This window comes from Bartonella vinsonii subsp. arupensis OK-94-513 (genome assembly GCF_000278235.1).
Taxonomy (GTDB): domain Bacteria; phylum Pseudomonadota; class Alphaproteobacteria; order Rhizobiales; family Rhizobiaceae; genus Bartonella; species Bartonella arupensis.
This window is the reverse complement of record NZ_JH725037.1, coordinates 906870-920785: the sequence shown is the minus strand read 5'-3', so window position 1 is coordinate 920785 and position 13916 is coordinate 906870. Positions and strand designations below refer to the sequence as shown.

Sequence of the window (13916 nt, the reverse complement as noted above, 5' to 3'; positions counted from 1 at the left end):
GAAGAGAGAGATGAAGACTCCAAAGACTTCATCATCACTATCCTTCACTATTTGGTTAATATATTCACCTTATACAAGAATCTGTCCATCATCAGAAATAGCATTTGCAATGACTTCATCATTCGCCTCATCAGGCAACAGCATATCATTATGTGCACAGCCTGATGGAATCATGGGAAAACAATTTTCTAAATTATGAACACGACAATCAAAGAGAACTGGTTTGTCACAATCAATCATTTGTTGAATTTTATCATCAAGTTCATCAGGTTTTGAACAACGAATACCAACAGCACCATAAGATTCCGCTAATTTCACAAAATCAGGCATCGCTTCGGTATAAGAGTGAGAAAGCCGATTGCCATGCAACAACTGCTGCCACTGCCGGACCATACCCATATACTGATTATTTAAAATAAAAATTTTCACTGGCGTATTATGCTGTATTGCTGTTGCAAGTTCTTGAATATTCATCTGAATTGAAGCGTCACCAGAAATACATAAAACAAGCGCATCAGGATTTGCAATTTGAACACCGATAGCAGCAGGAAGACCATACCCCATAGTTCCAAGACCACCAGAAGTCATCCAATGTTTTGGCTTATCAAAACGATAATACTGCGCAGCCCACATTTGATGCTGTCCAACATCCGTTGTGATATAAGCACACGCATCTTTGGTAAGCGCATGAAGCCGTTCAAGAGCATATTGTGGCATAATAACATCTTTTCTCTCGGCATATGCTAAAGAATTACGTGCTTTCCAACAATCAATTTGCGCCCACCACATCTCACGATTTTCGCTTTTAAAGATTGGATGTTGCATATGTAAGCGTCGATTAATATCTCCTAAAACATGCGCTACATCACCAACAAGTGGAACTTCTACTTTTACGATCTTATTAATAGAAGAAGGATCAATATCAATATGGATAATGCGCGCATGAGGTGCAAAAGCGTCAAGCCGCCCAGTGATACGATCATCAAAGCGTGCACCAACAGCAAGCATAACATCACAATCATGCATGGCCATATTAGCTTCATAGGTTCCATGCATTCCAAGCATTCCAAGCCAATTTTTACCAGAAGCAGGATAAGCACCAAGCCCCATGAGTGTTGAAGTAATCGGAAAATCTCCTAATTGAACCAACTCACGCAAAAACTGTACAGCTTTTGGTCCCGATGAGATAACACCACCACCAGAATAAATAACAGGACGTTTTGCTGTTGCTAAAAGAGAAACAGCACATTCGATAGCCTCCTCTTTCGTCTTCGAATAAGAAGGTATAGATGCCGAAATTTGAGGCGCTCTATAAATACCTGAAGCAAATTGAATATCCTTAGGAATATCAATCAAAACTGGCCCTGGACGTCCTGATTGAGCAATAGTGAAAGCCTCATGAATGATTTTCGCAAGATCATTTACATCTTCAACCAAACAATTATATTTAGTACAAGGCTTTGTAATACCAACCGTATCAGCCTCTTGGAAACCATTTGTTCCAATCACAGTTGTTGGTACCTGACCAGAAAAACATACAAGTGGAATAGAATCCATTAATGCATCTTGCAAAGGCGTTACAGCATTCGTTGCACCTGGACCAGAAGTCACAAGCATAACGCCTACTTTCCCTGTACTCCGTGCATAGCCCTCAGCAGCATGTCCCGCTGCTTGTTCATGACGCACCAAAATATGTCGAACGACATCTTGTTGATAAATAACATCAAAAATAGGAAGAACAGCCCCACCAGGATAACCAAAGAGATGTTCAACCCCTTGATCAATAAGAGCTTGAACCACCATTTCAGCGCCCGACATTCTTTTTCCGTCCGCACTCTCTTGCATTCTTGGATGATTTGCCATTTTTCCCACTCGCCTACTTGATAGCACAATAAAAAAGCTCCTAGAGGAGCGCATAAAAAAAGGCTCCAAGGGAGCCCATGACACACAAAAACATATATTGTATGATCCCCCCTCCTTCTTTCAATGCACAAATATAATAAGAAAAATATTTCCTATAGATAGATTTTTAATTCCATTAATATCATTCGTCAATAAAAAATTATACTTCCCCAAAAAATCAATTCATAATTCTTTCTTACATTGTTCTTCAAACTTCTTGGCTCTTTTATCAAGAAACAAGCTTCCATTCGTCATCAAATTGATTACGAAACCATGTCATTTGCCTTTTTGCATACCGCCTCGTTTGTGTTTTCACCGTTTCAAGGGCACTCTCAAAATTTCTATATCCGTCCAAATACGCTACAAATTCAGATATTCCAATAGCCTTCATCACGGGTAACAAAGGAGAAAGCATAAGCTTTTTCACAGTAAGCACCTCTTCTAAAGCTCCTCTTTCAATCATAGAATCTAATCTTTTATGAATACGTTCATAAAGCAATTGACGAGGTGGAATAAGAAGAATTTTTTCTACACAATTTGAAGCAATGAGAGGTGTTGTTTTTTGCTCCTGCCACCAACTGAGTTTTTTACCAGTTGCATCATAAACTTCTAAAGCCCGTACGATACGCTGTCCATCTTGTGAAGAAATTTTCTCAGCAAGAACAGCATCAACCTGCAACAACTGGTGATAAAGGCTTTCAGCGCCTTCCTGATCAAGCCGAAGTCGCCATTTCTGACGTACAACATCTGGAACATGAGGAATTTTTGCAATTCCCTCTAAAAGAGCACGAAAATAAAGCCCTGTTCCACCAACAAAAATAAGTGATTGGAATGAAAATATCGTCAATAACTTCTCAACATCGCGCAACCAATGCCCTACTGAATAATTGACAGTAGGACTTACATAACCATAGAGATAGTGTGGAACAATCGCAGTATCAGCTTCTGTCGGACGTGCCGTTAAAATATTTAAAACATCATAAACCTGCATTGAGTCAGTATTGATAATGAGAGCATTTCTTTCTTGAGCCATCTGCAAGGCAAGCGCTGATTTTCCACTTGCAGTTGGCCCCGCTATCAATGTAATCGTTCTCTGTTTCATAAATGGAAATCTCTACATCCATAAATCAACCACTTACTGCTACACGCATAATTAACTGCGCAAAACCTGTATTTCATCTTCATTGTCATAGAGTGAACTCTTCAAACAAAAATACAAGCAGAACTTTTATAACGAATACAATGAAAATATCTATGATAGTTCTGCTTTATTGAAAATAATGAACCCAATAACAATACAAAAAAATCTCAAAGGATTTCTTCCTGTTATCATTATTCAATAACAAAACACAGCCACAAAAATTCTTCTAAGGAGCTCTCATAAATCAAGATAATTTTTGCAACCCTATATATAAATAACACTTAAGCTTAACACATCCAAGAAAACAGCTTTATCTTTTATAAAAATCGGTAATGCTTTGATTTACATAAGCACCTCGTAAATTATTTTCTTCAAGCTCTCATTTACAGCTGTTGCCTTTCTTTTCTATCAACTACCAAGCAAAGCATAGCTATACCCATAAATGACTTCTTCTACTCTTTATATTTCTGGATCATTGCTCTTTTGAAAATTGAAGAAGTCGCATCTATCATACCTTTAATGGCAATAACAAAAATACAAACAACTGAGACACAGCCTTTAAAACATCAATCTCGCAAACATTAGCCCCCAAACATTAATCCATTGGAATTGTTACGACCCGCAACTCTCCATCTGGACGTGCAACGATGAACAGAGCATTTTTACGCCCTGCCTCACGTAATTTATGAAGACGTTTTTTTACCTCATCAATCGTTGTGATAGAACTTTGATTGATATCAACGATGACTTCACCAATGCGAATACGCTTTTTATCCGCCGTGCTATTTTCTGCAACAGATGTCACCACCACCCCCCGAAGTTTATCCGTAATTGAATAACGATGACGCAAATCTTCTGTAAGCTCAGATAATGTCATTCCCATAAAGTGCATTGTCACACTTTTCGATACGGCATTGTCCTTTTCATCATCAGACTCTTCTTCTGTATTTTCATTTGTATCTGTCTCAATCAAACGACCAAGTTTAACTTTCACCGTTTTTTTCTGTCCGTTCCGCAAAACAGTAACATCCACCACTTTTCCTTCCGGACTCTCTGCCACCAAACGCGGCAAATCACGCGCATGCTTAATTTTTGCATTCCCAAAATAAAGAATGATATCTCCAGTTTGAAGCTGGCTATTATCTACATCGGAATCTTCTATTTTGCCAGCAACCAACGCCCCCACAGCGTTTTCTAATTTCAAACTTTTCGCAATATCTTCTGTTATCGGTTGAATACGGATAGCCAACCAGCCACGCCTTATTTCTCCAAAATCACGCAACTGATTGATAACAGAAAGTGCCATATCTGATGGTATAGCAAAACCAATACCAATAGACCCACCGGAAGGCGAAATAATTGCTGTATTAATTCCAATCACCTCACCATTTCTATCAAATAATGGACCTCCAGAATTGCCTCGATTAATCGCCGCATCTGTCTGAATAAAATTATCATAAGGACCCGCATTAAGATCACGATTGCGTGCAGAAATAATACCAACTGTTACACTTCCACCAAAACCATAGGGATTGCCGATTGCCATAACCCAATCCCCAATGCGCGCTTTCTCTGAATCACCAAAACGTACAGCTTTTAATTTTTTGCTTCCTGCATCAACTTGAAGCAGCGCCAAATCAGTCTTGCTATCCTTTCCAAGCAACTTTGCTTTCAATTTTGTACCATCAGTAAAATTCACTTCAATATCATCAGCATCAACAATAACGTGGTAATTTGTAACGATAAGCCCCCTTTGCGCATCAATCACAAAACCAGATCCCAAAGAACGTACCTTTTGAAATTGACTTCCTTTTTGACCATCTTTAGGTGTAAAAAAGTCACTAAAATACTCTTGTAACAATGAATCTTTTGGTATAACGGGCACAGAAGTATTCTCGTCTTGTTCTGTGCCATCAACGGTCTGTGCTGTGGAAATATTCACAACTGTCTCTAAAAGCTCAGCAGCCAAATCAGGAACTGAAGGCAGTGTACTTTTTGTCTCTTCTCCCCAAGATAAACTGATGGATCCTGATAAAAACAAAACCACACAGACAACAACTTTTGTGACAAAGAACTTCAAAGATGTAATCCCACCTACGACATTTCTAATCATAACATGCCTTTAACAAAATGCGCAAAAAACTGACTAAATTTATCTATGCAAAATGAGTATGGCTTAATACTTTACCATCTTCATCATAAAAGAAAGCAACCACAGAGCACACTTTCCATGCAAAAGCCTATGCAAAAATTGTGTCCACAGTCCATTTTTACATCTACTCTTCCCCAAGTTTTGAATCAGTTTTACTGGATCCAATATTCATTGTTGATGGAAGTTTTCTCTTTTCCTGCTGCGGATTGCGAAAATAGAAAAAGAAATCTTCATTTGGTGAAATCACCATCGGAATAGGCTCCAAATTTTTATACTGTTCCATTGCTAACCAAAAATCGTAGAAGGACGGATTAACCTTCCTCGCGTTCAATAAAAGGCGAATACTTTCAGCCTGACCTTCACCACGAGTAATTTCAGCATCACGTCTTGCAGCCGCTACAATTTCTTCATATTCACGATTAGCTTCCGCCACAATACGAGCTTTCTCCTGCTGACCACGAGCACGAATATTTTCCGCTACAGCCTCACGTTCAGCCGCCATTTGCCGGTAAACATCTTCTGAAACAGCATCTGTTAAATCAGTTTTGCGAATACGCACATCAACAATTTTAATACCCAACGAACCTGCATCTACAGAGAACTGCCGCTGCACTTCAGCCATCATTGCACCTCGTTCATCTGATAAAGCTGCTCTAAATTCCCGCTTACCATAAACAGCCCGCAAAGCATCAATAAAACGCGGTGCCAGATTTTCACGCGCAGCAACTTGTGGACGCCCCGAAGCAATACGCTGTAAAAACAACTTAGGATCGGTAATACGATAAATAAAAAACGCATCCACTTCATAATAAGCACCACCCCTCACCTGTACAGATTGTGTAGGAACATCGTAACGTAACAACCTATTATCAACCACAATCATCTTATCCAAAAAGGGCACTTTCAAATAGATTCCAGGGTCAGATTCTACCTTAACAATTTGCCCAAAACGCTTAATTGCTACTTGTTGACGCGGATAGACAACAAAAAGAGACATCCATAAAGCCATCAAAAGAAGCACTATAGCACTAAAAATAAACAAAAAACGAGACTGCTGCATAATTAGCGTCCTCCAGAAATGCGAGAATTCAATAGCGATGTAGAACGTGCTGATGTTTTTTTCGCTCTTTCTGATGAATTGCTGCCTAGCAATTCATTCAGAGGTAAATAAGGCACCACCGGAGAATTGGTTTGATCAAGAACCAACTTGTTTGGTGAAGAAAGAATACGCCCCATCGTCTCCATATAAAGACGATAACGTGTAGCCTCTGGTGAAATTTTAGCCTCATGCGCTATAGCCTGAAAACGCTCAGCACGTCCTCTTGCTTCTTCAACCATTTGTGCCTTTTCACCTTTTGCGATTTCCCGTGTACGTGAAGCTTCACCATTCGCTAAACCAATCTTATTAAAACGCACACGATTTCCTTCTTCAATCATTCGCCCACGTTCCTGCTCCGCCTGTTGAACGGAATTAAACGCAGCGGCCACTTTCGTAGGAGGAGCAGCTTCGCTAATCGATACACGATTTATTTCAACACCGAGCTGATATTTATCCACAGTCAACTGGATAATTTTTCTGACATCATCAGCAACTTCTTCTTTCTTATCACGTAAAACGTCATCAACGGGCCTTGAACCAATGACTTCACGCATTGCACTCTCAGCAACCTGACGTACTGTCCCTTCTTGATCATTCACATTAAATAAAAACTGACTAGGATGTGAAATCCGATAGTAAACAGAAAAATTAACGTTCACAATATTCTGGTCACTGGAAAGCATCAAGCCGTCACTTTGTTGTGTTTGTCCAGACTGGCCACCAATCGCAATTGTTTTTTCCGTTAAAGGCACTTTCATATAAGTCTCAATTGGCCAAAAGTGAAAATGCAAGCCATCACTGATAGTTTCCCCCTTAGGTACCCCAAAACGTAACTCCACTGCTTGTTCATTTTGTTGAACGATATAAAGAGACTGATAAAGCCAAAAAAATACGGCGAGCAAAAACAAGATTCCCCAAAGACCACCTCCACCAAATTGTTTAAGTTGCTCCTGCCCTTTACGCAAAATATCATCAAGATGGGGACCTTTGTCACCACCATTATTACTACCAGAACCAAAGAAGTTCTTCGTTGGCGTTTTTTTGTCACCACTAGGTTTATTGTGATCACCACTCCAAGGGCCACCACCATTTTGATTTGTCCAGGGCATTTTTACCTCTTTTACTGAATACCATTCATCAAATACCAACCATTCACTTAAATCTCATAAGATGGCTCTTATCTGATTCCACTTCAATACAAACGGATTATTTCCGTTCATAAACCACAAAACGTGTTGGATGACTGTCTTTATCTCCTCTTGGAATATATTGTGTTTGCACAATAGTCCACTTTTCTTTGTCAAAAACAGGAAAAAAACTATCACCTTTAATGGAAGCTAAGACTTCTGTGAGGAAGATTTTATCAGCAATACTAAAACCTTGTTGAAAAATTTCACCACCACCAATAATAAAAATCGCATCTGCACCATTTTGAGAAGCTTCTCTTTTTGCAACAGAACAAGCCTGAGATAAAGAGTGGGCAACAATAGCCCCTTCAGCGGTAAAGGCATCATTGCGCGTAATGACAATATTCACGCGCCCTGGCAAAGGCTTCCCAAGAGAATCCCAAGTTTTTCGCCCCATAATAACGGGCTTACCAAGAGTTAAAGCCTTAAAGCGTTGTAAATCTGTTGACAAGTGCCAAGGCATCGCACCTTCACGGCCGATAACACCATTTTCTGCAACAGCTGCAATTAAACAAATTGGAAAAGTCATATTGCTACCGGTGCCTTGATATGTGAGTGTGCTTTATAATTAAGCAATTCAAAATCCTCAAATTTAAAAGAAAAAAGATCTGTTACCGCTGGATTTATATGTATAGACGGCAAAGCATTTGGTATACGAGACAATTGACATCGAGCCTGTTCAAAATGATTAGAATAAAGGTGCGCATCACCAAGAGTATGAATAAAATCACCTACTTTAAGACCGCATACTTGTGCGATCATCATTGTTAACAGGGCATAAGAAGCAATATTGAATGGAACGCCTAAGAAAATATCCGCTGAACGCTGATAAAGTTGGCAGGATAATTTACCATCAGCAACGTAAAATTGAAAAAGACAATGACAAGGAGGAAGAGCCATTTCCTCTATCAATGCAGGATTCCACGCAGAGACAATTAAGCGACGAGAATCTGGTGTTTCCTTAATCATACTCAAAAGATTACTGATTTGATCAATATGTCGTCCATCAGGAGCAGGCCAAGAACGCCATTGATAACCATAAATAGGACCAAGATTTCCTTCTTTATCAGCCCATTCATCCCAAATTGATATACCGTTCTCCTTCAACCAAGCAATATTTGTATCACCTCTAAGAAACCACAAAAGCTCATAAATGATTGAACGCAAATGCAGTTTCTTCGTTGTCAACAATGGGAATCCGCCCTGTAAATCAAACCGCATCTGATAGCCAAAAACTGATCGCGTCCCAACACCGGTTCGATCTGCACGATCAATGCCCTGATTTAAAACATGAGATAAAAGCTCAAGGTAAGTTTTCATGCAAGTATTATGGCCGATTCTACTGAATAGAGAAAATTAAAACTGTAAAACCTATAAAAATACAATTTAAATCGCTTTCTTAAAACATTTTGCACAAGAAATTATTATTTCCGATTAAATTTTTGACGCAAAAGATAAAATACTGTAGACAACCCATAGAGGAATAAATACAGGGGGAAATAATACGTGAATGTAAATAAAAAGGGATAGACTTATGGAGAATGAAGCAACTCTAGCACCACATGATACAAGAAACCGTATTCTATCTATTGTGTCCAGCGCATCAGGTAATTTAGTAGAGTGGTATGATTTTTATGTTTACTCATTTACGTCCATTTATTTTGCATCACAATTTTTTCCTTCCGATGGTGATGTTGTTGCCCAACTCTTAAAAGCTGCTGGTGTCTTCTTTGTTGGATTTCTCATGCGCCCAGTCGGCGGATGGCTTTTCGGATATATTGCTGATCGTTATGGACGTAAACAATCAATGCTTATTTCTGTTTTCATGATGTGTGGTGGTTCCTTCCTTATTGCCATATTGCCCACTTATGAAACTATTGGGATAACGGCAGCAATTCTCCTTTTGTTACTCCGAATGCTTCAAGGACTTTCTGTTGGTGGAGAATACGGTACAACAGCAACTTATATGAGTGAAGTTGCCCTTAAAAATCACCGAGGCTTCTTTGGTTCTTTTCAATACACCACACTCATCGGCGGTCAGCTTCTTGCGAGCCTTGTGATATTTATTTTGGCACTTTATCTCACAGAAGATCAATTGAAAGCATGGGGCTGGCGTATCCCTTTTGCTATTGGAGGCCTCGCTGCAATTGTTGCAATTTATCTACGACGCTCTCTTCATGAAACCACGACCAAGGAAAGCCGCTCTCAAGAAAAAGCTGGCAGCATTAAGGAACTTCTAAGCAAACACCGAAAAGCTTTTTTTCTGGTTGTTGGTTTTACGGCTGGAGGATCGCTTACATTCTACACATACACAACCTATATGCAAAAATATCTTATCACGACTACCGGATTTGATAAACACACCGCTACCACTATAATGACTGCTGCACTCTTTGTTTTTATGTTGCTCCAACCTGCCTTTGGCGCTCTAGCAGATAAAATTGGAACAAAAACTTCACTCATTATTTGGAGCGCTCTATCTATTATCTTTACAATTCCTGGACTTAAAGTAATTGGTAACACTGATAATACATGGGTCGCCCTATCGGTCATTATTGGAATGCTCTGCATTATAAGCTTTTATACATCGATCTCTGGTATCATAAAAGCTGCTATGTTCCCTTCTTCAGTACGAGCAATTGGGGTTGGTCTCTCTTACGCAGTTGCTAACGCACTCTTTGGTGGTTCCGCTGAATCAGTGGCGCTTGGGTTAAAAGATATTGGATATGAATCACTCTTTTATTTCTATATAACCGGCATGATGATTATCGCATTTATTGCTATTCTTTTGATGCCAGATACGAGCAAAGGGGGATATCTTCAAAACGACGATATCCATTAAACTGTTTTATATTACACAAAAAAGCTCAAGAAATTGAGCTTTTTTGTAAAAATTTTATATAGAAAATATAACATATATAATATGTTATACTCATATCTTGAAGATTATAAAGAAGTAACCTTTTTCTGTTACTAAGTTCAATACCTTTAAAATAAAAAAGCGCATAATAATTTAAGCAAACACAAAGTTCTCTTATTTCCAAAAATAGATATATAACCGGTAAACTATTTTATTAGTAAAAACCAATCTCCCTTAATGCCTTCGTGACCTTTAAAAAGGCTATTGTTAAACATGCATCCTCATATGCATATACATATCACGGTCGACTTTTCCCCTAATATAAAAAATAGCCCTTATACAATTGAATTTTTGTAACGTAAAATATAAACAATTTTAAATAGAAAAAAATAAAAGAGATCTAAAAGGGGAACAATTCATGAAAAACGAAACAACTTTAGCACCACATGATACAAGAAAACGTATCTTTGCCATCATATCCAGTGCATCAGGGAATCTCGTAGAATGGTATGATTTTTATGCGTACTCATTTACATCGATTTACTTTGCTTCACAGTTCTTTCCTACAGATGATGATGTCGTTACACAACTGTTAAAAACTGCAGGAATTTTTTTTATTGGCTTTCTTATGCGACCTATTGGAGCATGGCTCTTTGGCTTCATTGCTGATCGTTATGGACGCAAACGATCAATGCTTATATCTATTTTTATGATGTGCGGTGGTTCTTTCCTCATCGCCATACTCCCCACCTACGAAACTTTGGGCATAACAGCAGCATTCCTTTTGCTTTTAATCCGTATGTTTCAAGGACTTTCAGTTGGTGGTGAATATGGTACAACAGCAACTTATATGAGTGAAGTTGCCCTCAAAAATCGTCGTGGACTCTTTGCTTCCTTCCAATATGCTACAACCATCTCAGGTCAACTTCTCGCCAGTTTTACTATATTCATTTTAGCACTCTACCTCACAGAAGATCAGTTAAAAGCATGGGGCTGGCGTATTCCTTTTGCCATTGGTGGCTTTGGAGCAATGATTGCGATTTATCTCCGTAGCTTGCTCCACGAAACAACCACACAAGAAAGTCGCTCTAAACAACACGCTGGCAGTATTAAAGAACTTCTTACCCACCATAGAAAAGCTTTTTTTCTGGTTATTGGCTTTACAGCAGGAGGATCACTGACATTTTATACATACACCACTTATATGCAAAAATATCTGATCACAACGGCAGGTTTTGATAAACACACTGCAACAACGATAATGACTGCCGCTCTTTTCATTTTTGTGTTACTCCAACCCCTCTTTGGTTTTCTAGCCGATAAAATTGGAACAAGGGCTTCCCTCATCAGTTGGAGCATCTTATCCATTATCTGCACAATTCCTGTGCTTAAAATGATAGGAAATGCCCATAATGCATGGGTTGCGCTACTCATTATTATCGGAATGCTCTGTATTATGAGCTTTTATACATCCATCGCTGGTATCATAAAAGCAGAACTGTTCCCCGCCTCAATCCGAGCAATCGGAGTTGGACTTGCTTTTGCTATTGGTAATGCGCTGTTTGGCGGTTCTGTTGAATATGTAGCACTTGGATTAAAGAATATGGGGCATGAAACTGTCTTCTTTTTTTACATAGTTGGTATGATGGTCATTGCACTCATCTCAATTCTCTTGATGCCAGATATAGACAAAGGAGGATATCTTAATAAAGATAATGAGATCCATTAAAATCGCTACACACAATAAAAAAGCTCAAGCAATTGAGCTTTTTTGTAATGAATGTATAAAAAATTCTATAAAAAAGAAAATACCATGAAATAATTCACTTCTTGTAGCTATCTTACAGGAAGAAATATTGCGCTTATTTTTAAACTAAATAATACATGTTAAAAATCTGTATTGTTTAGTGGTTAAATAATAAAAAATTATACAATTTTCCTACATTCTGCAAATATTCTATCGGCAACTTAAAAAAAAGATATTAAAGCACTCTTTTTACTAATATTTAATCTTGTTGGACTTATTTTTTAACATACATCTATTGAGATTCAGTGTGATAAGCTTTTACGACACGATAAAAACAAATTCCTCAACAGGCACAAACTTATAACCCAAACAAACCTTCAATAACTTTTATAAGAAATGATTATGATACAATTGAATTTTTATAACGCAAATTGTAAACAGTTTTAAATAAAAAAAATAAAAGAGATCTAAAAGGGGAACATTTTATGAAAAGCGAAACAACTTTAATACAACATGATACAAGAAAACGTATCTTTGCCATCATATCCAGTGCATCAGGGAATCTCGTAGAATGGTATGATTTTTACGTTTACTCATTTGCATCGATTTACTTTGCACCACAATTTTTCCCTTCAGATGGCGATGTTGTTACCCAATTTTTAAAAACTGCAGGCATCTTCTTTATTGGTTTTCTTATGCGCCCAATTGGGAGCTGGCTCTTTGGCTTTATTGCGGATCGCTATGGACGCAAACGCTCAATGCTCATATCTATTCTTATGATGTGTGGAGGATCTTTTCTCATTGCCATACTTCCTACTTATGAGACTTTAGGGAAAACTGCAGCAATTCTTCTGCTCCTAATCCGAATGATGCAAGGACTTTCAGCAGGGGGAGAATATGGTACAGCTGCAACTTATATAAGCGAAATTTCCCTTAAAAATCACCGTGGTCTCTTTGCGTCTTTCCAATCTGGCACGCTTATTACTGGTCAACTTTTAGCCAGTTTTATTATATTTATTTTGGCACTTTATCTAACGGAAGACCAATTAAGAACATGGGGCTGGCGTATTCCTTTTGCGATTGGTGGATTAGCAGCAGTAGTCGCACTTTATCTACGTCGTTCGCTTCATGAAACAACCACTGAAGCAAGCCGCTCTCAAAAACAATCTGGGAGTCTTAGAGAACTTCTAAGCAAACACACAAAAGCCTTCTTTGTGATTGTTATCTTCGCCTCTGGAGGATCTCTTACATTTTATACCTGTACGACTTATATGCAGAAATATCTGATCACAACGACTGGGTTTGATAAACATACTGCTACAACTGTGATGACAGCCGCACTGTTTATTTTCATATTACTCCAACCCATATTTGGTATCCTAGCTGATAAAATTGGCACAAAAAATTTACTTGTTCTTTGGAGTGTACTCTCTACTCTCTTTACAATTCCTGGACTTCTCATAATCGGTCATACGCATAATACATGGATTGCACTATCAACCCTTATTGGAATACTTTGTATTATGAGCATGTATACATCCATCTCTGGTGTCGTAAAATCAGCTATGTTTCCTTCTTCAGTACGAGCACTAGGAGTTGGTCTCTCTCATGCTATTGGTAATGCATTATTTGGTGGTTCTGCCGAATACGTAGCACTTGGATTAAAAAATATCGGACATGAATCACTCTTCTATTTTTACGTAATCGGCGTGATGGTCATTGCATTCATTGCCACCCTCTTTATACCGAATATGAGTAAAGGAGGATATCTCCAAGACAACGAAACCCATTAAACTTTTTACATAAAAAACAAAAAAGCCCAATAAAC

At 38.4% G+C, this 13916-nt stretch carries 10 protein-coding genes; 3 read left to right on the top strand and 7 right to left on the bottom strand.

The features are described 5' to 3' along the window. Window positions 1-69: 69 nt before the first annotated feature. The 7 genes from ME1_RS03950 to ME1_RS03920 form a co-directional block, all read right to left on the bottom strand. Entirely contained in the window at window positions 70-1863 is a 1794-nt protein-coding gene (locus ME1_RS03950) for an acetolactate synthase 3 large subunit (protein WP_004863546.1), read from the bottom strand. A 268-nt stretch (window positions 1864-2131) separates the two neighbouring features. After that, window positions 2132-3004: a tRNA (adenosine(37)-N6)-dimethylallyltransferase MiaA gene (miaA, locus tag ME1_RS03945; RefSeq protein WP_004863543.1), complete on the bottom strand. Its 873-nt coding sequence runs from the start codon at window positions 3002-3004 to the stop codon at window positions 2132-2134. A gap of 634 nt (window positions 3005-3638) precedes the next feature. After that, window positions 3639-5156 carry a Do family serine endopeptidase gene (locus ME1_RS03940; protein ID WP_004863542.1) on the bottom strand — a complete coding sequence of 506 codons (1518 nt, stop codon included), beginning with the start codon at window positions 5154-5156 and terminating at the stop codon, window positions 3639-3641. A gap of 163 nt (window positions 5157-5319) precedes the next feature. Beyond that, window positions 5320-6255 carry a protease modulator HflC gene (gene hflC, locus ME1_RS03935; protein ID WP_004863538.1) on the bottom strand — a complete coding sequence of 312 codons (936 nt, stop codon included), beginning with the start codon at window positions 6253-6255 and terminating at the stop codon, window positions 5320-5322. A gap of 2 nt (window positions 6256-6257) precedes the next feature. Beyond that, entirely contained in the window at window positions 6258-7403 is a 1146-nt protein-coding gene (gene hflK, locus ME1_RS03930) for an FtsH protease activity modulator HflK (protein WP_004863532.1), read from the bottom strand. Between the two features lie 97 nt (window positions 7404-7500). Then, window positions 7501-8010 (bottom strand): dihydrofolate reductase, encoded by a 510-nt coding sequence (locus tag ME1_RS03925; protein WP_004863523.1) that lies wholly within the window; start codon window positions 8008-8010, stop codon window positions 7501-7503. Further along, entirely contained in the window at window positions 8007-8801 is a 795-nt protein-coding gene (locus tag ME1_RS03920; RefSeq protein WP_004863522.1) for a thymidylate synthase, read from the bottom strand. Before ME1_RS03920 ends, ME1_RS03925 begins: the two co-directional genes overlap by 4 nt. Before the next feature lie 214 nt (window positions 8802-9015). Between ME1_RS03920 and ME1_RS03915 the strand changes: the two genes are divergently transcribed. From ME1_RS03915 to ME1_RS03905, 3 genes are all read left to right on the top strand, one after another. Beyond that, window positions 9016-10323: an MFS family transporter gene (locus tag ME1_RS03915; RefSeq protein WP_004863519.1), complete on the top strand. Its 1308-nt coding sequence runs from the start codon at window positions 9016-9018 to the stop codon at window positions 10321-10323. A 436-nt stretch (window positions 10324-10759) separates the two neighbouring features. Continuing rightward, window positions 10760-12070, top strand: a complete 1311-nt coding sequence (locus ME1_RS03910) for an MFS family transporter (protein WP_004863516.1) — start codon at window positions 10760-10762, stop codon at window positions 12068-12070. A 503-nt stretch (window positions 12071-12573) separates the two neighbouring features. After that, on the top strand, window positions 12574-13881 hold the full coding sequence (locus ME1_RS03905; RefSeq protein WP_004863513.1) for an MFS family transporter: 1308 nt from the start codon (window positions 12574-12576) through the stop codon (window positions 13879-13881). Window positions 13882-13916: the final 35 nt, after the last annotated feature.

Excerpts from the sequence above, each read along its gene's own strand:
- ME1_RS03950 (WP_004863546.1), bottom strand. The coding sequence starts at position 1,863 with ATGGCAAATCATCCAAGAATGCAAGAGAGTGCGGACGGAAAAAGAATG.
- miaA (WP_004863543.1), bottom strand. The coding sequence starts at position 3,004 with ATGAAACAGAGAACGATTACATTGATAGCGGGGCCAACTGCAAGTGGA.
- ME1_RS03940 (WP_004863542.1), bottom strand. The coding sequence starts at position 5,156 with ATGATTAGAAATGTCGTAGGTGGGATTACATCTTTGAAGTTCTTTGTC.
- hflC (WP_004863538.1), bottom strand. The coding sequence starts at position 6,255 with ATGCAGCAGTCTCGTTTTTTGTTTATTTTTAGTGCTATAGTGCTTCTT.
- hflK (WP_004863532.1), bottom strand. The coding sequence starts at position 7,403 with ATGCCCTGGACAAATCAAAATGGTGGTGGCCCTTGGAGTGGTGATCAC.
- ME1_RS03925 (WP_004863523.1), bottom strand. The coding sequence starts at position 8,010 with ATGACTTTTCCAATTTGTTTAATTGCAGCTGTTGCAGAAAATGGTGTT.
- ME1_RS03920 (WP_004863522.1), bottom strand. The coding sequence starts at position 8,801 with ATGAAAACTTACCTTGAGCTTTTATCTCATGTTTTAAATCAGGGCATT.
- ME1_RS03915 (WP_004863519.1), top strand. The coding sequence starts at position 9,016 with ATGGAGAATGAAGCAACTCTAGCACCACATGATACAAGAAACCGTATT.
- ME1_RS03910 (WP_004863516.1), top strand. The coding sequence starts at position 10,760 with ATGAAAAACGAAACAACTTTAGCACCACATGATACAAGAAAACGTATC.
- ME1_RS03905 (WP_004863513.1), top strand. The coding sequence starts at position 12,574 with ATGAAAAGCGAAACAACTTTAATACAACATGATACAAGAAAACGTATC.